This window comes from Devosia sp. J2-20 (assembly GCF_055808475.1).
Genome location: NZ_CM147870.1, coordinates 2232711 through 2252570, shown reverse-complemented (window position 1 = coordinate 2252570; position 19860 = coordinate 2232711). Strand labels below are relative to the sequence as shown.

The window sequence follows — 19860 nt, the reverse complement described above, 5'->3', positions numbered from 1 at the left end:
GGCATATCAGGCCATGCTGAGTTTCTGGCGGTTCTGCGATTCATTCCACAGAATGAAGGTCGACGCCGCCAGGATCAGGATCGACCCAGGCCAGAACCAGATCGATGGGGCCTGGCTGAGAACAATCCAGCCCAGCAGACCGCTCAGCGGCACCTTGAGATCGCCAAATGGCTGCAGATAGGTCGCGTCGGCGACCTTGTAGGCGATGCTGAGCAGATATTGCGCGGCTGCCGTCAACCCACCCAGCAGCAGCAACAGCCACAGCCCGGTGCCGGAGGGCAGGGCGAAGGGGAAGCCGGTGGCCAGCCCGTTGGGGACCAGCGTCGGCGCCAGCCAGGCGAAGGCGTTCACGGCCAGCAGGATCAGCAGGTGATTGGGCGTGACCAGCACCAATAGCGACACAGTCAGCGTTTCCGGCGATTCAGTGCGCGACAGATATTTGGTCAGCACGTCGGTGGTCGCCCACAGCGCAGCGGCCGCAATCGGGATCAGCGTATAGGCGCTGAGCCCCTCGACGCCGACACCGGAGACGATGATGGCACCGACAAAGCCGACCAGGCCCGCGCCAATACGAGCGGTCGAGGCGCGTTCGCCGAGGAACAGGGTTGAGCCCAGAATGATGAAGAGCGGGCCGGTGGCGAGCAGGGTGACCATCTGCCAGATCGGCACGCCCGAGGCGAAGCCGTAGACGAACACGTGTACGCCCAGCGCCGACACAAAGGCACGAACCCCGTGCAATACCGGGTGTTTGGTGCGCAGATTGTGCACCCCGATGCGCATGATGAGCGGTAGGGCCAGGACCGAGGCGATGACATATTGCCAGAACGCCATGCCGGTCGAGCTCATGCCATAGCCGCCATATTCCACCGGCGTTGGCAGCGCCGATTGCAGCACGTTGGTGCCGGCGAAGGCAAGGCTTGCCACCACCATGAACAGGGCGCCTGTGACGGCGCTATTTTGGGTAGACGAGGAAACGTGGTTCATTACAAAAGTCCTTTCCGTAACCAGTTTCCTCAGGGTTACGGGAAGTCTCGCCAACGCCCGCGGCCCGGCCCTTAAAAGGGTGCGGACGCGGGGCGTGCCAGCGTGGTCCCGTTCTCTTTCATCCGGACTATACCGTCGGCTCCGGAGTTACACCGGATCTGCTGACCTTCGCTTGCACGAAGCGCTCGCGGGCTTGGCGTCGCCGCCTTTACCGCCGGTGGGGAATTGCACCCCGCCCTGAGAACATTGCGAAACTATCGTTCCGCAGCGCCGAACATAGGGGAGGGCCCGGGCGCCGACAAGTAGCTACATGGCTGTAACCGTGCGTCTTGCTGGCCCATCGAGGAAACTGGTCGCGCGAAAGCGCCGCCTGAATGCGGTTATCGAGCTGCGATGGCGAGGCGGCTGCCTCCAAGGGTATAAAGTGAAAGTGAGACAGCCGCCTCGCCATCACGCCGGGGCTTTGCACGGGTCGGGCATGGCTGGCCGTATTGCAGACCGAGGCAGCACACATTTCCCCCGCGTGACGGGAGCGACCTCCCATCCCCGGCAGTCCCTGCGCGCATCACTCGTCATGACTGGGCTCTGACGCAGGCAATGACAGAACTATATGCGCAGCCATTGGCCACGGGGATAAGAAGCACAAGATTGGGGGCTTTTTTTGCTGGACCGGAAGGCGGTCTTTCGCCTGCCAAGCTGGTTTGTTGCTCCCACCTGACCTTCCCCCGTGGGGGAAGGCCGGCAGGGAGGAACCGCTAGTTGCCGTGATCGAGCCAGGCAACCTGTTCGGGGGTCAGCTTGATGTCGAAGGCCAAGAGGCTATCGTCGAGTTCGCCCAGCGTGCGGGGCCCAATCAGCGGGATGGACGGGAAGGGCTGGGCCAGAACGAAGGCCAGGGCGACATGGATCGGATTGTGACCGATCTTTTCGGCCAGCTCGATCGCGCGGTCGCGACGGGCGAAGTTCTTGTCATTGTACCAGCAGCGGACCAGCTCTTCATTGTCGGTCTTGTCGCGACCGGCACGGTCGGTGAAGAAGCCACGGCCCTGACTGGACCAGGAGAAATTGGTGGTCTGGGTGTCGGTCAGCCACTTTTTCCAGTCGTCCGAGGCCGAGGTGACGCAGCCATCCCAAATCGGCTCCAGCATTTCGGACAGCGCGAAATTGTTCGACAGTGCCATCGGCTTGGTCTTGCCGGTGCGTTCGGCATAGGCCACGGCCTCGTCGAAGCGCTCCCGGGTCCAGTTGGAGCCACCGAATGGTCCGCGAATGCGGCCATTCTTGACCTCGGCATCCATGGCGTCGACGAACTCGCCAACCGGGACATCGAGATTGTCGCGGTGCATGAAGTAGATATCGACATAGTCGGACTGCAACCGGTCCAGCGACTGGGTCAGCTGCTTGGCGATCACGTCGGGATAGCACAGAGGGCTATGCGCACCCTTGCCGATCAGCACCGAGCCTTCGCGCGTGCCGCGATTGGTGTGCCACTCGCCATAGAGCTTTTCGGTATAGCCGCCGCCATAGACAAAGGCGGTGTCAAAGATATTGCCGCCACGCTCCCAGAATGCGTCGAGCAGGATGGCGCCTGACGCGAAGCTCTTGAAGTCCTCAAAGCCCAGCGCCACGGTCGAGGCCTGCTTGCCCAGACCTGGAATGGAACGCTTGGGAATGACGCCCTGATTGGCGCCCAGCGGGCGATTGGCCAGCGTGTTGACGCGGTTGGCGCTGGTTTCGACCGAGAACTCGATCCCGGCATCGCGACGCCACTGATCGAGCACCCGGGCATTGCCCAGAGTGTCATTCCAGCTCATGCCTGGCTCAGCCAGTTCCTGCCGCCTGGCGAGGATGGCCTCAGAGGCGGCATCGACCTCGAACGAATAGACGTGGCGCTCTTCGCCCACGCTGACCGTTTCAGTCTTGCCGTCCTTGATGATGTCGATCTTGCCGACGCCCTTGGTGCGGTCGCCACCGGCAAACCAGAAGTCAGGCACCTCGATACGGCCATCTGCACCGTGAATGCGCAGCACATTGTCCAGATTGGCCATCACTGCGCAGGAGACCTGCGCCACTATGCCGTTTTCGAAGGTCAGTACAGCCGCGGCCCAGTCATCCGTGCCTTCGGCATTGAGCTTGGCGGTGCCAGCCACCTTGACCGGATCGGCGAAGGGCCTGCCCATGGCAGTGCCGGCAATCAGCCGGGCCATCGAGACGGGATAGCCGCCGACATCAAGAATGCCGCCGCCGGCCAGCTTGGAGGCGAACAGGCGGTGCTCGGGCTGGAACTTGCCCATGGAGAAGCCAAAGCTCGACTGGATCATCCGCACGTCACCAATGACGCCCGATTTAAGCAGTTCGATCAGCTTGGCGGTCTGCGGGTGCAGGCGATACATGAAGGCTTCGCCAGCAAAGGTACCTGCCTGCTTGTGGGCATGCAGCACGGCGCCGATCTCGAAGGCTGACAGCGCGAAGGGCTTTTCCACCAGCACATGCTTGCCCGCTTCGGCCGCCTTGATCGCCCATTCGGCGTGGCCGGTATGGGGTACGGCGATATAGACCGCGTCGATCTCGGGATCGGCAAGCAGGGCGTCATAACCCTTGACCACGCGAATGCCGGGGAAGTCTGTAGCCAGGTTCGGCTTGCTCGGATCGCGCGTCGCAATGGCCGCCACAACCCCGTGCCGGGAGTCGTTGGCGCCACCAAAAAACGCCTTGGCGATGCTGCCGGGTCCGATAATGCCCCAGCGAATTTTCTCAGCCATGAAAATGGTCCTTTGTAACGGATAGTAGTCCGGCCAAGCGCCGGGATTGGAAAACTGATTGGCGCAGCGCTAGCGGACGCGCTGGCCCTTGTCGTCGAACAGATAGGCCTTGGCCGTATCGATTGAGACCGTGATGCTTTCGCGATCGTGCTCGTGGCGAGACTCTTCCCGCTCGATGATGATCTGTTCGCCCGATTTGGTGTTGGCGTAGATATAGCTCGTCGCGCCCAGATGCTCGGCAACGTCAATGTTGACGCTCATTTCAGCGCCGCCGGCGCCTTCAAGGCCGAAGTGCTCAGGCCGCACACCCATGGTTACCGCCGCACCGACAGCCGGCGGCGTGTCGGAGACGGGCAGGGTAACCTGCGCCTTGCCCTGATGGGTCAGCTCAACCGTAACCGATCCATTGCCCGATGCCGTTACAACGCCCGCCATCAGGTTCATCTTGGGCGAGCCGATAAAGCCGGCCACGAACAGGTTGGCAGGATCGTCATAGAGCTCCAGTGGCTTGCCGACCTGCTCGATAATGCCATCACGCAGCACCACGATCGTATCGGCCAGCGTCATGGCCTCGACCTGATCATGGGTCACATAGACCATGGTGGTCTTGAGTTCCTTGTGCAGCCGCGCGATCTCGATGCGCATATGCACGCGCAATTCGGCGTCCAGGTTCGACAGCGGTTCGTCAAACAGGAACACTTCCGGATTGCGCACAATGGCGCGGCCGATGGCGACGCGCTGGCGTTGCCCGCCCGAGAGTTCCTTGGGGAAGCGGTCCAGCAGGGGCTCCAGCGCCAGAATGCGGGCGGCTTCATCGACCTGGCTGGCTATCTTGTCCTTGGCCACACCGGCAAAGCGCAGCGCAAAGCCCATATTGTCGCGCACCGTCATATGCGGATAAAGCGCATAGGACTGGAACACCATGGCGATGCCGCGCTTGGATGGATCGACATCGTTCATTCGCTGGCCACCGATGTCGAGATCACCCGCGGTGATCGCCTCAAGCCCGGCAATCATGCGCAACAGGGTGGACTTGCCGCATCCTGACGGACCGACAAACACCACGAATTCCTTGGCCGCAATATCCAGATCAATCCCCCGGATCACCTCGACGGTGCCATAGGATTTGCGCACGCCTCTAAGCTTCAAGCTGCTCATGGTTTTGAACCTTATTTGACCGCGCCCAGCATGCCTTCGACGAAGCGACGCTGGAGCAGGAAGAAGATGATCAGGGTGGGAAGGGTGGCCGTTATCGAACCAACCATGACGACACCGAAATCGGGCGTGTAGGCCGATGTCAGGCCCGCCACCACAAGGGTGAGGGTTTTCATGTCATTGGTCTGCAGCACGATGAGCGGCCACAGGTAATTGTTCCAATTGGCCATGAACACGATGATGGTCGCCGCCGCATAGGTCGAGCGCATCACCGGCATGTAGATGAAAAAGAAAATCTGCCATTCCTTGAGCCCGTCGACCTTGGCTGCATCACGCAACTCGGTCGGGAACGCCTTGGTGGCCTGGCGGAAGTAGAAGATGATGAAGATCGAGGCCACGGTGGGCAGGATGATCGCCTGATAGGTGTTGATCATCTTGAAGCTCGCCATCATCACGAAGAGCGGGATCATCAGCGCCGCAAACGGGATCGACAGGCCCAGGATCATCACCCCGAACACCTTTTCACGCGCCTTCGAGCGGAACATCTCAAAGCCATAGCCGGCCAGTGACGCCACGATCAGCGTGGCGATGGTGCCCACGCCAGCGATGAAGAACGAGTTGAACAGGATGCGGGGCAGATCCACCGAGTTCACAAATGTCGCAATGTTATCGAACAGGGCCGTGCCGGGCGTGGCCTTGCCGCGAATGATGTCATTGGAGCTGTTGGTGGCCCCCACGAGCATCCAGAAGAACGGGAACACCGAAATGAATGCCGCCAGCGTGAGCAGGGCATAGGTGGCGGTGCGGCTGAGCAAAGCGAGGGGGTTACTCATGCGCGTTTATCCCGTGCCGCGAGGAACTGAATGAAGCTCAGGATACCCACCAGGATCACGATCACGTAGCTGACCGTGGCCGCGTAGCCAAAGCTGGGCATGAACTTGAAGGTCAGGTTGTAGATGTAGAGCGACAGCGTCAGCGTGGAATCCGAAGGTCCGCCCTGGGTGATCAGATTGACCTCGTCGAACAGCTGCAAGGTGCCGATGGTGGAGATCACGGTGGTGAACAGGATCACCGGCTTGAGCATGGGCACGGTGATGTAGAAGAAGCGCGCCCAGGCCGGCACGCCATCAATGCGCGCCGCCTCATAGATCGAGCGGTCGATATTCTGCATCGCGGCGAGATAGAAAATCATGTTGTAGCCGGTCCAGCGCCAGGTGATCGCCAGGATCACCACAACGCGCGCCCAGAACGGGTCGGCCAGCCAGGGAATGGGGTCGGCAATGACGTGGATCGCCATCAGCATCTGGTTGATGATGCCATCCTGGGCAAACATCGAGCGGAAGATCACCGAATAGGCCACCAGCGAGGTCACGCAGGGCAAAAAGATCGCCGTGCGGAAGATGCTGCGGCCCCACAGCCTGCTGTCGTTGAGCGCATTGGCAAACAGCATGGCCAGCACCAGCATGACCGGCACCTGGACAGCCAGGAAGATCATCGTATTGGTCAGCGCCCGCTGAAACACCGTGTCCTGGGTCAGCCGGATGATATTGGCCAGACCGCCGAAACTCAGATTCATCCCGCGCCCGACCTGGAAACTCATCCAGAGCGACCACAGGATGGGATAGACCATGAAGACACCCAGCAGCACCAAAGCGGGCATGATGAATGCCCAGCCGTTGATCTGCTCGCGTCGTATCAGATTGGATTGCGCCACCTGCTGCCCCCTGCTTGCCGTTTGGCCGTGTCAGTGCCTGCCGTCTGTGCCGCCTGCACCAGACCTTAGGTGCCGAAGGCGGGAAACCCGCCCCCGGCGTATCAGATCAGAGCCTACTGGATCTGCTGACGGACCTGGCTGTCGATGGCCGCGATGATCTCATCGACATTGCCACCGCTGGTGATGGCCGGGATCTGCGCAACAACAGCCGCGTCGGCTTCGTTGGTGAAGATGCCGTAATTGACGGACGGGATGGCGCCCAGCCAGTTCGAGAAGTTCTGCCAGACTTCAGCACCACCAAAGAAGGGGTCGCTGGCCGAATAGGCTTCACCATCGCGGGCCGCGAGCAGCGAACCGAGAGCGCCCTGATTGACCAGGATTTTCTGGTAGAAATCGGCATCCTTGCCCCAGACTTCGGCGAGGAAGTCGATGGCGGTGTCCTTTTCGGGGGCCGAGGACATCACATACCAGCTCGAGCCGCCCAGATTGGACGCATTGGTTGCGCCCTCGACGCCGTCCAGAGCGGGCAGGGGCGCGATGCCCCACATGCCGGACTGATCCGCATTGGCCTTGATCGTGCCGGTCATCCACACGCCGGTAAAGGTGGCGGCGGTATCGCCTGAGGTGAAGCTGCCGGTATATTCGGTCCAGCCGGCAACCGGCTTGGAGATACCGGCGGCGAGCAGGCGCTGATAGGTCTCGATCGAGGCCTTCCAGAACTGGATTGCCTTCGATATTCACGCTGCCATCAGCGTTGAAATACCACGAGCCTGCCGACTGCATCATGATGCGCAACCAGCCAGCGTCGTTTGGATCGATCGGCAGCAGGGTGTCGCCGGTCTTTTCCTTCACGTCCTGGCCGATTTCGATCAGCTTGTCCCAGGTGATGTTTTCAAGATCTGCCGCTTCATAGCCAGCCTTGGACAGGATGTCGGAGCGATAGAACAGGCCGGTCACGCCGGAGTCGAAAGGCAGCGAGTAGGTCTGGTCGCCCACGGTTGCCAGTTCGACCTTGTAGGGTGCGAAAGCAGAGTAATCGACGCTGTCATTGAGCGCTTCGAAGGCGCCGGGGAACGACTGCAGATATTTCTGTGCGCCGTAGTCCTCGATCAGCACAATGTCGGGCAGCCCGTCCGTAGTGCCCGAAGCGAGCTGCGCCTGCAGCTTCTGCTCAAGGTCGGCCTTGGCAAAGTCGACAATGTTGAACGTGACGTCGGGATGCATGGCGGTATAGCGCTCGCCAGCTTCCTTCATGGTCGCGCCATTGAAATTGGGATCCCAGCACCAGACGGTGATTTCCAGTGCCGAAGCAGCGGTGACGCTGAGCATGCTGACACCGGTGAGTGCGACGGCGAGGGTCTTGCTCAGGTGAGATGCGATGCGAGTCATATTAGTCCTCCCTTTTAGTTTGCTCTTACGACGAGCGCTTTCTAAGCTATGCTACTGGTGCAAGGCGTCTATGCCAAAAGGTATGCAGAGTTGGCGGAAAGTAAGATGGCGGCGCGGGCGTATTACGAACCCGAAGCCAATGGGGTGGAGCGACTACCGACTGAGTTGCACATGTTTCATTCATCACCACTGGTGATGCGCGGAGCCCATTGGCACGCTCAGGTCGAGGTCAATTACATCGTGCGCGGTTGGGCGCACTATCGCATGAGCGGCCATGATGTCCGCTTCAATGCTGGGGATATGGCTCTGTTCTGGGGCGGGCTGCCCCACTGGCTCGACGATTCCTCGGACGATCTGATCTATGCCGGTGGGCACCTGCCGCTGGTGCATTTCTTCCGCCTCCGGCTCCCCCAGGACGTACAGTCAAAACTCATGCAGGGCGCTACCCTGGTGACCAAGGCAACCGATGCATCCGATGCGCTCAATTTTGCGCGATGGAACGATTATGCCCGCTCTGGCGACCCGATGAAGGCGGGTATGGCGGTGGACGAACTACTGCTGCGCATTGAGCGTGTCCGCTTTGACCCTTACGAACTGCTGCCCGGACCTGCCGATGTCGTCAGCGCCGTCGAGGGACTGGATCACCATTCCTCGCCTATCGTGGTGCGCATCTGTGACTTCATCGCCGACAATTTCCGCGAGGATATTGATTCTGGCGATATCGCCGCCGCAGCCGACATCCACCCCAAATACGCGATGAACGTGTTCAAGAAATCCACCGGGATGACGCTGAACGACTATGTCAATCTGATGCGGCTCAGCTACGCCCAGGCATTGCTGATGCAGGAAGACGCAAATGTGCTGCAGGTTGCCATGGATAGCGGCTTTGGTTCACTCAGTGCATTCAACAAGTCATTCCGCAAGATTGCCGGCATGTCGCCCACCGATTTCCGGCGTGATGTGCGGTGCCGGCCCAGCGTCCCCGGCGTCATCCGCGCCCATTCCAGCGGTTCGGTAAACTAGGCTCGCATAAAACGGCGCCCGCGGGCGCCGTTCTGCATTTCGTCGGCAGCGCGTTGCGCTACTCCGCAGGCTCGGTCTTGACCGCCTTGAGCTTGTCGATGCCCAGCACCTGCAAAGCCAGATGCTCGTAAAACGGCTCGGACTGTCCCGACCGCATCTTGCCCATGAAGTATTTCTCGAAACCGACCTTGGCCAGATGCACCCACTTGCCTTCCGAGGACCAGTTCACATTGCGCGGTGGCAATTGCGGCTGGGCGACGAAGGCAATGCCGGAATCCCCGAAATCGGCGAGACAGATGGCGTTCCAGGTCGGCACCGCATTGGGCTCTTCGCCGGCGATCAGTCGGGCAATGTTCTGCACCGTGGCCGTGACCATGGATTCGATCATGAACCCGGTCTTGGGCACACCGACGGGAACCGGCGTCTTGCCGACCGGCGGTATGGCAACGCAGACCCCCACCGAGAAAATCTCGGGGAAGGCGGGATTGCGCTGATATTTATCAGCCAGAATGAAGCCACGCGGATTGGTCAGCCCCTCAATGTCACGGACCGCCTCGACGCCGCGGAAGGCGGGCAACATCATTGAATAGGCAAACGGCAGTTCATGGGCCTGTTTGACTGAGCCATCCTCGGCAATTTCGGACACGCTGAGCTTGCCATCCTCGACCTTGTCGACCTTGGCGTTGCAGATCCATTTGATATGGCGGTCGCGCATGGCGCTTTCGATCATGCCCTTGGTGTCGCCAACCCCGTCCAGCCCCAGATGACCGACATAGGGTTCCGAGGTGACAAAGGTCATCGGCACGCGATCCCGCACCTTGGCGTCGCGCAGTGCCTTTTCCAGAATGAAGGCGAATTCGTAGGCCGGGCCGAAGCACGACGCGCCCTGAACGGCGCCAATTACCACCGGACCAGGATTGGCCACCAGCGCATCAAAGGCCGGTTTGGCCTGCAATGCATGATCGATCTGGCAGACCGACTGGGTAAAGTGCTCCGGACCAAATCCGGGGATCTCGTCAAAGGCCAGCTCCGGACCTGTCGAAATGGTCAGATAGTCATAGCTGATCGACTGTCCATCAGTGAGTTCGACGCGCTTTTCGGCGGCATGCAGCCGCTTGGCGCCCTGCGGGTGAAAGTCGATATTGCGCTTGGCGAAAACCGGCGCCAGATCAACGGTTACCGCGTCCCGGTCGCGCCAACCTACAGCAACCCAGGGGTTTGACGGAACGAACGAGTATTCCGGCCCCTTGTTGATGACGCTGATCTGATGCTCTGACCCCAGCGCATCGCGCAGCTCATAGGCCATGATTGTGCCGCCGAGACCGGCGCCGAGTACGACGACATGTGCCATTGTATCCTCCTTGAACGAGCGTGAAGCTCGTGTGGTGGGCAGGCCACGCGCAGGTGGGCCATCCCGCTAATGTCCCAGCCTAACAAATCGCGACGCGCACCCTTTTGACCTGCATCAAGGGTGTGAGCGTTTGGCCGGGCGCGTCTGCGACCCCTTTTCGTTTGTGCAGGGCAGGCGGCATGGTTAGGACTCGGGACAGTCCTAACCATGGTGTGTCTGCAGTGTCCGACGAAAACGAACTGAATTCCTCGCTGCTCGGGCAGGCCCGCAAGCTGCAGTCGATCCTGCAATCAGCAGTCGATGGGATCATCACCATCGACGACCACGGCCACATCACCACCGTCAATCCGGCCGCAGCGCGGCTGTTTGGCTACAGTCCGGAAGAGTTTCTCGGCCGCAACGTGCATTTCCTGATGCCCGAGCCCTACCATGCCGAACATGACGGCTATCTGCACAATTACCGTACGACCGGCCATCGCCGGATCATCGGCATTGGCCGTGAGGTCAGTGGGCGACGCAGCGACGGCTCGCTCTTCCCCATGCATCTGGCGGTGAGCGAATTCGAGATGGATGGCCGTACTTATTTCACCGGCATCATCCACGACCTGTCTGCGCACAAGGCGACCGAACTGGCGCTGCGCCAGGCCCAGAAAATGGAAGCCATGGGACAGTTGACCGGGGGCATCGCCCACGATTTCAACAATCTGCTGACGGTGATCATCGGCAATCTCGAAATGCTTGAAGGCAAGCTGACCACTCCGCTGCAGCGCGAATTGACCACCGAAGCGCTTGATGCTGCCGATCTTGGCGCGCGCCTGACCACGCGGTTGCTGGCCTTTGCCCGCCGCTCTCATCTTGAGCCCGAGAGCATCAATCTCAACAGCTTCGTGCTCGGGCTGACAGACATGCTGCACCGCACATTGGGTGAGACGATCTATCTCTCCAATGCACTGACCCCCAGCCTCTGGCCGGTGCGGGTCGACCCTTCACAGGTTGAAAGTGCCATCGTCAATCTGACCGTCAATGCCCGCGACGCCATGCCCGAGGGCGGACGGCTGGTCATCGAGACCAGCAATGCGGTGGTCGACGAGGAGATGGGCCAGCAGCTCGATGGTCTCTCTCCCGGTGATTATGTTCGCCTGACCGTTTCGGATTCGGGCGAGGGCATGAGCGAGATCCGTGCGTGAACGGGCCTTCGAGCCCTTCTTTACCACCAAGGAACAGGGGCGCGGCACCGGTCTGGGGCTCTCCATGATCTACGGCTTTGCCAAGCAGTCTGGTGGACTGGCGACCATCGATAGCGGTCCGGGCAAGGGCACGATTGTCAGCATTTTCCTGCCCCGTCACAGGGTTGAGCCCGTGGTTGTCGCTGACTCCGAGCTGGAGGCGCTGGCTGGGGCAGGTCAGACCATTCTGGCGGTTGAGGATGATGAGCGGGTGCGCAAGCTCACCGTGACCCGGCTGACGCAACTGGGCTATACCGTCATTTCAGCAGCTAGCGGCGCCGAAGCCATCGAACTGCTCGCTTCGGGAAAGCTGGCCGATCTGCTGTTCTCGGACGTGGTGATGCCCGGGGGGATGAGTGGTTTCGAGCTGCGCGCCAAGGTGCAGGCGCTATATCCCAGCATGCCGGTGCTGTTGACCTCGGGCTATGCCGAGGAGATGTCGCGGGACGCCCCCGAGCATGGCGAGAAACTGAAAATCCTGCGCAAGCCATACCGTCTGGCAGATCTGGCGGATGCCATCGACACAGCGCTCAAGAGCTAGCTCAGGCCTCGATTGAGTGCGGGGTGAAGCAATAGCCAGCGCCGCGCACGGTCTTGATCAGCAGCGGTTCGCGGGCATTGACCTCGATCAGCTTGCGCAGTCGGGCGATCTGGTTGTCGATGCTGCGATCATTGGGCGCCCAGTCATGGCCCTTGAGCATGTCCATGATCTGGTCGCGACTGAGCACGCGATGCGGGTGGCGGGCGAACAGCGCCAGCAGATCGAATTCGCCACTGGTCAGGCGAATGGCTCCAGCGCTCCCTTGTAGCGAGCGGCGATCCATATCCAGCGCATAGCCATCAAACCGGATGCAGGCGGTCGGCGCGGCCGTTGCAGCACTTGCTGTCTCCCGCGGACCGCTGCGGCGCAGCACGGAGCGGACGCGTGCCAGCACTTCGCGCAAATGAAAGGGCTTGGCGATATAGTCATCGGCGCCGATCTCCAGCCCCACAATGCGGTCGATCATGTCGCCCTTGCCGGTGATCATGATGATGGGCAGATCCCAGTTCTGTCGCACCTGGCGGGCAATGGTCAGCCCATCGGTGCCGCCCAGATTGAGATCAAGCGTCATCAGATCGATCCCGGTGTCGAGCGCGGCATCGACGCCGCTCTGATCGGTGGCTTCGCTGACCCGGTAGCCCTCATCTTCAAAGCAACGCCGCAACATCAGGCGCACCTGATCGTCGTCATCCACCACCAGTATGTGGCTCTGATTGTCGCTCATGCCGGAAATGCACTCCTGGTCGGCCGGGCGGCTGCCCATGCTCCCCGTTACAATTGATTACAAAGGCCGCGTACGCAGCTTACACGCCGCCCCTCTTATAGCCCACGTCCACAGTGATTTGCGGGAATCGAGGATTCATCATGCAGCTTTCCACTATTGCGTCACCAGCTCAGACTCCGACCCCTTGGCCAGCCGAAGGCGGCAGCACAGGCGGCGTGCGGTTGCTGGCGCCTTATGACGCCCTTTTCCGGGAAGGCGATGAAACCACCGCATTTTATGAAGTTCTCAGTGGCGCAGTGCGCGCCTACAAGATTTTCCCCGATGGGCGCCGCCAGATCGTGGCGTTCGCCTTTCCCGGTGACATTGTCGGCTTCTGCCAGGGTGACACCTATCGCTTCGATTGCGATGCACTGACCACGACCCGGGTGCGCGTCATCCACAAGCAATCCCTGCTGCGCGCCATGCGCGAGCGCCCCGAACTGGCCGAAAAGCTGCTTGAAGTTGCCCGCGGCGAAGTTGAGACCCTGCAGGATCTGTCCCTGCTGCTATGCCGCAAGACCGCCATCGAGCGTATCGCCAGCTTCCTGCTGACCATGGCCCGCAAGGCGCCCGATCCAGTTGCGCAGCGTCTGGCCCTGCCCATGTGTCGCGCCGACATTGCTGACTATCTTGGCCTGACCATCGAGACCGTCAGCCGCAACATGACCCGCCTGCGCACCCTGCGCATCATCGATCTTCCCGATCGGGGCAGCTTTCAGGTGCGTAGCCTGGAACGTCTGCGCCAGCTTGCTGAATGCGACGGCACCGATCATTGATCTGGCAGAGTATGACCATGTCCGAGGCCCGTCGTCGCGCTGCCATCGGTATCTTCGCCACCACCGCTGATCTGGATGCTGTCGCGACGCGGCTGGCCAGCCAGGGGATCAGCCGCTGTGTATCCTGTCCCATTGCCCAGGCGGTTGCAGAAATGGGTCCCGGTCACGACCGACCCGCCCTCAGTGCGGCCACGCTGGGTGATCTGCGCTTGCGCTTTCCCAGCGCGGTGATGCTCCGCGTCGATCTCAAGGGGGCCAAGGAAGAGGCTCTGGTCGCCAAGACCCTGCTCGAAAGCGCGGCCCAGAGCGTGCAACTGCACGACCTTCAGTCCTGAGCCTTGGGCAGCGCCGCCAGCAAACCAAAAAGCCCGCGGTCACTGACCGCGGGCTCTGTTGTTTTGCGCCGCTAGCACACTAGCGGTTGAGGATGATTTCCGGCCCCATCAGGGCATAGGGCACCATGGTCGAGAGCGCCGGCACATAGGTGACGATGATCAGGAAGATCAGCAGCACCACCACGAAGGGCAGGGCAGCCTTGACCACTTGCGCCAGACTCATCCCGGTAATGCCCGAGGTCACGAACAGGTTCAGCCCGATCGGTGGCGTCACCATGCCGATCTCCATGTTCACCACCATGATGATGCCCAGATGGATCGGATCGATCCCCAGTTCCATCGCGATGGGAAACACAACCGGCGCCACGATCAGCAACAGACCTGATGGTTCCATGAACTGCCCGCCGATCAACAGCAGGATGTTGACGGCAATCAGGAAGGTGAACCAGTTGAAGCCAGCGCCCAGCATCCATTCGGTGATGGTCTGCGGAATGCGCTCGGCCGTCAGGGTGTGCGCGAACAGCAGCGCATTGACGATGATGAACATCAACATCACGGTCGTCTTGGCGCTGTCGACCATGGCCTTGTTGGTGTCGCCATGGAAAAGGGCAGGCACGAAACGGCGCGCGATCAGCCCCAGATTGTAGCCCCAGACCGGCAGACCGGACAGGAAGGTCAGCGGGTTGGGCTGCTGACGTGCATAGGGGTAGGCCCCCAGCACGAAGACGGCCAGCGCGATGCCGATCTGCATGCGGGTGGTGGTATCCATGCCGCCCAGAAAGAAGAACGACGAGATCATCCACACCGCAAAGATCGCCAGCGCATAAACGCTGGCCTTGAAGCCCACCACCGTCTTGGCAGCGGACCCTTCCGGGATCCAGGCCAGACCCTTGAGCGGCCCCATATCGCGATAGACGAACAGCGCCACGAACACCGAGTACACCGCAGCAACCGACGCCGCTTCGGTGGGCGTAAAGGCGCCGCCATAGATGCCGCCAATGATGATGAAGATCAGGAACAGGCCCCAACCAGCATCCTTGCCGGCAGACACCACTTCACCAAAGCCGCGCCACGGCTCGCTGGGCAGATTGCGCCGACGGGCGACGACATAAATGGCGATCATCAGCATCAGTCCGGCCACCAGACCGGGCAGGATACCCGCCAGGAACATGCGCCCCACCGACACATTGGTCGCGGTGGCATAGACCACCATCACGATCGAGGGGGAATGAGAATGCCCAGCGTGCCGGCATTGGCGATGATGCCGGCCGAAAACTCCTTGGAATAGCCAACCTGCCGCATCGCCAGACCGCCTCGGAAATGGCCTACACTGGCCACGGCAAGGCGAATGATGCGCCGCGCCACGCCGCCGGTCGACATGAAGGTCGAGGCCAGCACGAAGAACGGAATGGCCAGCAGGGTATAGTTCTGCGACGCCGAAAACAGCTGCAGCGCCACCGAGGACATGCTGTCGCTCGAAAACAGGGCAATGGTCAGAACGCTCGACAGGCCCAGAGCCACGGCGATGGGCACGCCCATGAACAGGAGCGTGATCACCATGATAAAAAGAATGATGGATTCCATGGTGTTAGTCCTTCACCGCGTCTTTGTTCTCGGCCACAAGGTCTTCTGCCTCGTGGCTGGCGATGATGTATTGGCGCTTGCCGGTGGCGATGTTGTAGGCCGCCTGCAGGCTGCGATAGGCAAACAGGGCCAGGCCCGTGGGCAGGATCAGATAGGCAATCCAGCGCTGCACGCGCTCTTGCAGGCCAAAGCTCTCCTGCGCCCATTCGGGATAGCGCAGGTCATCCAGACCAATGCCCACCTTGAACATCTTGGCCCAGTAATCGATGGCGCCGCCCCGGGCATCAATGCCGAAGAACTGCAGCCAGTTGGCATACAGCAGGGTGAAGGCGTAGAGCACGCAGGCAAGGGCCGCGACCACTGCCATAATGCGCGACGCGCGCGCGGGCAGCAGGTTGAGCACGATGTCCACGCCCAGATGCGAATTGATCTTGATGGCGTAGCTCATGCCGAACAGGATCAGCCAGGCGAACAGGATGCGGGTGAATTCCAGCGCACCGCCCCAGCCTGTGGTGAAGCCATAACGCATCACAACCTGGGTGAAGGTAACCAGGGTCAGCGCAGCCATCAGAATGGCCAGTGTCCCTTCTTCAAAGCGGGTAACGGCACTGGGCCACCGCCGCTCAATCAAAAACAGCGCCCCGATCAGCACTGCAATAATCACGACCATCTGCGTCATGCTGCCCCCAATAATGTCTGTGCGCCAAGGCGAGGTGGTCCGGGGCTCCAGGGAGCTCCGGACCAGTCGTCTTACATGGCGTTGGCAGCCTCGGCGGCGGCAATGTTGTCGGCGCCGATATCGCCTTCAAACTCAGCCCAGACGGGCTTCATTGCAGCAATCCAGGCAGCGCGCTGCTCTTCGGTCAGTTCGCGAATGGTGCCACCGGCATCCAGAATGTTCTGGCGGTTCGCGGCTTCCTGCGCAGCAACCGAGTCGTTGGCCGCGATGGTGACTTCCTCGGCAATGGTCAGGAACTGGTCACGCACTTCGGCGTCCAGCAGATCCAGCCATTCGGTCGAGGTAACCAGCAGATAGGCCAGCAACTGATGGTTGGTCTCGGTGATACCATCCTGCACTTCGAAGAACTTCTGGGTGTAGATGTTGGACCAGGTGTTTTCCTGACCGTCGACGACCTTGGTCTGCAGCGCACCGTAAACTTCCGAGAAGGCCAGCTTCTGAGCCGAACCGCCCATGGCGTTGATCATGGCTTCAGCAACATCGGAGGTCTGGATGCGGAATTTCAGGCCGTTGCCGTCTTCAGGCATCAGCAGCGGCTTGTTGGCCGAAAACTGCTTGAGACCCGAGGACCAGTAACCCAGACCGGTATAGCCGACATCTTCAGTGGCCAGCAGCAGATCCTTGGCGGTATCGGTCGCAAAGAAGCGGCTCACGGCATCCAGATCGCCAAACAGGAAGGGCAGATCAAACAGGCGGTACTTGAGGGTATAGGCTTCGAACTTGGACAGCGAAGGGGCGGCCAGCTGCACGTCGCCGAGCAGCAGGGCTTCCATCACCTTGTCATCGTCAAACAGCGTGGAATTGGGGAACACTTCCATGCAGGCGACGCCGTTCATCTCTTCATTGACGCGGTCTGCAAACATTGTGGCCGCATCACCCTTGGGGTGACCGGTTGCTGCCACCACGTGGGCGAACTTGATGACCATTTCGCCATCATCGCATGCTGCCATTGCAGTCTGCGTACCCAGCGCCATCGCGCCAAGGGTCAAGGCGGTTGCCAAAATTGTCTTCATTTGTCTCACTCCCAATCGAATGTCGTGGTGCCTTGCTGGCACCTATCCCCCAGCACTGCGCTGCTGCTGACACAAAGAACAACCGCCGACACCATGAAATTCGACGGAAATGTGTCACCTGCAGCGCCGAATGGGTGGATTTGGTAACATCAAGCCTCTGGCATGGGGGGATTTGGGTACAAACCGAGGCATATGGCGGCGTCTGCTGGCGTAATGCCTGCTGCGATCGTCCTGCAGGCGTCCTGCAGTGACGGCAGCGAGCAAGGTTTTTGTCCTCCATGCAGGTCGTCCACAGGTCGGAAACTTAATTTGGCTAGATTGGACCTTACCGAGCCGTTTGATTGGACAATTTGCGATGGATACGACCTGGCAGGCATTGATTGCCAATCTTGCTGTTGTCGCGCTCGTGACCTCCACCTGGTCGCAGCTGCAGATATGGCTCGATAGCCGCTCGGCGATGGTGCGCCGCGCTATATCGGGCCTGTTGATCGGCGGCGGTGCTGTGGTGAGCATGGTCATGTCCATCCAGACAGGACCAGACGTGTTTTTCGATCTGCGCGCCGGGCTGATTGCCGTTGGCGCTTTCTTTGGTGGGCCGGTCGTGGCCACGATCTCGGTATTGATCGCCGGTGCCTATCGGCTCAGTCAGGGGGGCGAGTGGGCCATCATTGCGGTGATCAACATGGTGGTGACAGCCGCGGGGGCCCTGGGCCTTCGCAAGTGGAATGACTCGGCCACACCGCAGCCACACTTGGTGCTTCTGCTCGGTGTTCTGGTAGCCTTTCTTGTGTGGGCGACACTGACCTTCCTGCCTGCCAATGCGGTGAACGAGCCGATGCACGCGCTCGCCTTGCCCGTTGCCATGGTGAGTTTTCTGGCGACCACGCTGATGGGGCTTACGGTCTGGCAGGCCCGATCCGGGCTGTGGGAGCGCCGCATCCTGCAGGCTGCCCTGTTGCAGGCGCCGGACTTTCAGTTCGTCAAGGATATCAAAAGCGCCTTTGTCGCCGCAAACCAGGCGGTGGTGCAGCACAACGGCTTCGACAATCCCGCGCAGCTTGTGGGCAAGACCGATTTCGATCTGGTCGAGCCTGCCCGCGCACAGGTTTTGTTCGAACAGGAACAGGACATCATCCGGACCGGTCGGTCGATTACCGATCTTGAGGAGACCACGGTCGGGCCGGACCAGATCAGCCGCTCCTATCGCACATCCAAGGTGCCGCTGCGCGACGGCGACAACCGGATTATCGGCATTGCCGGCGTTACAGTTGAGACAACCGCGCAAAAGCGGATGGAGATGGAGCTCCGCGCCAGCGAGGAAAAATTCCGTATCGCCATGGAACATGCCTCGATCGGCATGACCTTGCTCGAACCGAGCGGACGCTGGCTGGGCGTCAACAAGGCGCTGGCCGACCTGCTCGGTTACAGTCAGGCCGAGTTGCTCGAACAGAACTTCCGCACGGTCACTCATCCTGACGATCTGGCCACCAGCGATCAATTGGTGCGTCAGCTATTGGACGGCGAGATCGAAACCTACACTATTGAAAAGCGCTATCTGCGCAAGAATGGCGATACGGTCTGGGCGCAGTTGAGTGCATCGGCCGTGCGCAATCCCGATGGCAGCGTGAAATATCTGGTGGCGCAGATTCAGGACATCACCGAGCGCCGCGAGGTGGAGCGGGTCAAAAATGAGCTGATCTCGACCGTCAGCCACGAACTGCGTACCCCGGTGACCGCCATCCGCGGCGCCCTGGGTCTGCTGGCCGGTACAATGGCCGCTGAACTGCCGCTCAAGGTGCGCAACCTGATCGACATCGCCAACAAGAACAGTGAGCGCCTTATCCTGCTGGTCAATGACATGCTCGACATCGACAAGATCGCCTCGGGCAAGATGCAGTTCGATATGCGGCGCGAGTTTGTGGCGCCCATGATCCTCAGCGCGATCGAAACCAACCAGCCCTATGCGGACCGTTTCGGCGTGCAGATCGGCACCAATGCCGGTGACGTCGATGCTCAGGTCAGGGTGGATCCGGCCCGGCTGCAGCAGGTTATGAGCAATCTGCTTTCCAATGCCGCAAAATTCTCGCCCGTGGGCGGGCAGGTTGAGGTAACCCTCAGTGTCGACGATCAGACATGCCGGGTTGAGGTCACCGATCAGGGGCAGGGTGTCTCCAAGGACTTCGCACCGCTGATCTTCAGCAAGTTCTCACAGGCCGATTCATCGGCCACGCGGACCAAATACGGCAGTGGGCTTGGCCTGCATATCAGCCGCGAGATCATCACCCAGATGGGGGGCGCCATCGGCTTCGACAGTGAACCCGACAAGGGCGCGACCTTCTGGATCGAACTGCCTCTGGCTGCCGAGTAGGGCGCGGCGTTTCGCACCGACTGAGCGCTGCATGGAACCGATCCTTGCCCGCTGGCTTTAGCTACGTGCACTGATGCGCGCGCGCAAGCCGGGGTAAGCCACGCTGAAAGCAGCGCAGATCTTGCCTTTTGGACATT

Annotated in this window: 15 protein-coding genes, 2 pseudogenes and 1 riboswitch; of the genes and pseudogenes, 6 read left to right on the top strand and 11 right to left on the bottom strand. The window is 60.7% G+C overall.

Annotated elements, in window-relative coordinates; all coding sequences use genetic code 11:
* Positions 1-6: 6 nt before the first annotated feature.
* The 6 genes and pseudogenes from AC0L37_RS11040 to AC0L37_RS11015 all read right to left on the bottom strand — a co-directional run bounded on the left by AC0L37_RS11040 (position 7) and on the right by AC0L37_RS11015 (position 8004).
* Positions 7-984, bottom strand: coding sequence for a DMT family transporter (locus tag AC0L37_RS11040; protein WP_282221120.1), 978 nt, complete (start codon positions 982-984; stop codon positions 7-9).
* A gap of 106 nt (positions 985-1090) precedes the next feature.
* Positions 1091-1233: riboswitch (FMN riboswitch) on the bottom strand.
* A 506-nt stretch (positions 1234-1739) separates the two neighbouring features.
* Positions 1740-3746: an aldo/keto reductase gene (locus tag AC0L37_RS11035; protein ID WP_473312870.1), complete on the bottom strand. Its 2007-nt coding sequence runs from the start codon at positions 3744-3746 to the stop codon at positions 1740-1742.
* Positions 3747-3815: 69 nt separating this feature from the next.
* Entirely contained in the window at positions 3816-4904 is a 1089-nt protein-coding gene (locus tag AC0L37_RS11030; protein ID WP_212658366.1) for an ABC transporter ATP-binding protein, read from the bottom strand.
* Between the two features lie 11 nt (positions 4905-4915).
* Positions 4916-5734 carry a carbohydrate ABC transporter permease gene (locus AC0L37_RS11025; RefSeq protein ID WP_282221121.1) on the bottom strand — a complete coding sequence of 273 codons (819 nt, stop codon included), beginning with the start codon at positions 5732-5734 and terminating at the stop codon, positions 4916-4918.
* A complete protein-coding gene (locus AC0L37_RS11020) occupies positions 5731-6561 on the bottom strand; it encodes a carbohydrate ABC transporter permease (RefSeq protein ID WP_212659172.1) in 831 nt (276 codons plus the stop codon). The genes AC0L37_RS11025 and AC0L37_RS11020 overlap by 4 nt, the downstream gene beginning before the upstream one ends.
* A gap of 167 nt (positions 6562-6728) precedes the next feature.
* Positions 6729-8004: pseudogene (locus AC0L37_RS11015) on the bottom strand (ABC transporter substrate-binding protein).
* A gap of 105 nt (positions 8005-8109) precedes the next feature.
* Between AC0L37_RS11015 and AC0L37_RS11010 the strand changes: the two are divergent.
* Positions 8110-9027, top strand: a complete 918-nt coding sequence (locus AC0L37_RS11010; protein WP_269369663.1) for a helix-turn-helix domain-containing protein — start codon at positions 8110-8112, stop codon at positions 9025-9027.
* A gap of 58 nt (positions 9028-9085) precedes the next feature.
* On the opposite strand, the gene AC0L37_RS11005 is transcribed toward AC0L37_RS11010, so the two are convergent.
* Entirely contained in the window at positions 9086-10378 is a 1293-nt protein-coding gene (locus AC0L37_RS11005) for an NAD(P)/FAD-dependent oxidoreductase (protein ID WP_282221122.1), read from the bottom strand.
* A 221-nt stretch (positions 10379-10599) separates the two neighbouring features.
* On the opposite strand from AC0L37_RS11005, the gene AC0L37_RS11000 reads away from it, so the two are divergent.
* On the top strand, positions 10600-11565 hold the full coding sequence (locus AC0L37_RS11000; RefSeq protein ID WP_473312866.1) for a two-component system sensor histidine kinase NtrB: 966 nt from the start codon (positions 10600-10602) through the stop codon (positions 11563-11565).
* Positions 11558-12145 (top strand): response regulator, encoded by a 588-nt coding sequence (locus AC0L37_RS10995; RefSeq protein ID WP_473312864.1) that lies wholly within the window; start codon positions 11558-11560, stop codon positions 12143-12145. The genes AC0L37_RS11000 and AC0L37_RS10995 overlap by 8 nt, the downstream gene beginning before the upstream one ends.
* Before the next feature lies 1 nt (position 12146).
* Here the strand turns inward: AC0L37_RS10995 and AC0L37_RS10990 are convergent, their stop codons facing one another.
* Positions 12147-12869: a response regulator gene (locus AC0L37_RS10990; protein WP_282221124.1), complete on the bottom strand. Its 723-nt coding sequence runs from the start codon at positions 12867-12869 to the stop codon at positions 12147-12149.
* A gap of 140 nt (positions 12870-13009) precedes the next feature.
* Between AC0L37_RS10990 and AC0L37_RS10985 the strand changes: the two genes are divergently transcribed.
* Positions 13010-13684: a helix-turn-helix domain-containing protein gene (locus AC0L37_RS10985; RefSeq protein WP_212658359.1), complete on the top strand. Its 675-nt coding sequence runs from the start codon at positions 13010-13012 to the stop codon at positions 13682-13684.
* A gap of 17 nt (positions 13685-13701) precedes the next feature.
* Positions 13702-14019, top strand: a complete 318-nt coding sequence (locus AC0L37_RS10980) for a hypothetical protein (protein ID WP_212658358.1) — start codon at positions 13702-13704, stop codon at positions 14017-14019.
* Between the two features lie 79 nt (positions 14020-14098).
* Here AC0L37_RS10980 and AC0L37_RS10975 read toward each other — a convergent pair.
* The 3 genes and pseudogenes from AC0L37_RS10975 to AC0L37_RS10965 form a co-directional block, all read right to left on the bottom strand.
* A pseudogene (locus AC0L37_RS10975) lies at positions 14099-15603 on the bottom strand (TRAP transporter large permease).
* Positions 15604-15607: 4 nt separating this feature from the next.
* Complete coding sequence (locus tag AC0L37_RS10970; protein WP_427857067.1) at positions 15608-16282, bottom strand: TRAP transporter small permease; 675 nt, start codon at positions 16280-16282, stop codon at positions 15608-15610.
* A 71-nt stretch (positions 16283-16353) separates the two neighbouring features.
* Entirely contained in the window at positions 16354-17355 is a 1002-nt protein-coding gene (locus AC0L37_RS10965) for a DctP family TRAP transporter solute-binding subunit (RefSeq protein ID WP_282221125.1), read from the bottom strand.
* A gap of 355 nt (positions 17356-17710) precedes the next feature.
* On the opposite strand from AC0L37_RS10965, the gene AC0L37_RS10960 reads away from it, so the two are divergent.
* Positions 17711-19723: a PAS domain S-box protein gene (locus AC0L37_RS10960; protein ID WP_282221126.1), complete on the top strand. Its 2013-nt coding sequence runs from the start codon at positions 17711-17713 to the stop codon at positions 19721-19723.
* Positions 19724-19860: the final 137 nt, after the last annotated feature.

Bases quoted from the DNA above. Each gene is read 5' to 3' on its own strand.
- AC0L37_RS11035 (WP_473312870.1), bottom strand. From the start codon at position 3,746: ATGGCTGAGAAAATTCGCTGGGGCATTATCGGACCCGGCAGCATCGCC.
- AC0L37_RS11025 (WP_282221121.1), bottom strand. From the start codon at position 5,734: ATGAGTAACCCCCTCGCTTTGCTCAGCCGCACCGCCACCTATGCCCTG.
- AC0L37_RS10960 (WP_282221126.1), top strand. From the start codon at position 17,711: ATGGATACGACCTGGCAGGCATTGATTGCCAATCTTGCTGTTGTCGCG.
- AC0L37_RS11010 (WP_269369663.1), top strand. From the start codon at position 8,110: ATGGCGGCGCGGGCGTATTACGAACCCGAAGCCAATGGGGTGGAGCGA.
- AC0L37_RS10965 (WP_282221125.1), bottom strand. From the start codon at position 17,355: ATGAAGACAATTTTGGCAACCGCCTTGACCCTTGGCGCGATGGCGCTG.
- AC0L37_RS11005 (WP_282221122.1), bottom strand. From the start codon at position 10,378: ATGGCACATGTCGTCGTACTCGGCGCCGGTCTCGGCGGCACAATCATG.
- AC0L37_RS11040 (WP_282221120.1), bottom strand. From the start codon at position 984: ATGAACCACGTTTCCTCGTCTACCCAAAATAGCGCCGTCACAGGCGCC.
- AC0L37_RS11030 (WP_212658366.1), bottom strand. From the start codon at position 4,904: ATGAGCAGCTTGAAGCTTAGAGGCGTGCGCAAATCCTATGGCACCGTC.
- AC0L37_RS10985 (WP_212658359.1), top strand. From the start codon at position 13,010: ATGCAGCTTTCCACTATTGCGTCACCAGCTCAGACTCCGACCCCTTGG.
- AC0L37_RS10970 (WP_427857067.1), bottom strand. From the start codon at position 16,282: ATGACGCAGATGGTCGTGATTATTGCAGTGCTGATCGGGGCGCTGTTT.
- AC0L37_RS11020 (WP_212659172.1), bottom strand. From the start codon at position 6,561: ATGCCCGCTTTGGTGCTGCTGGGTGTCTTCATGGTCTATCCCATCCTG.
- AC0L37_RS10990 (WP_282221124.1), bottom strand. From the start codon at position 12,869: ATGAGCGACAATCAGAGCCACATACTGGTGGTGGATGACGACGATCAG.
- AC0L37_RS10980 (WP_212658358.1), top strand. From the start codon at position 13,702: ATGTCCGAGGCCCGTCGTCGCGCTGCCATCGGTATCTTCGCCACCACC.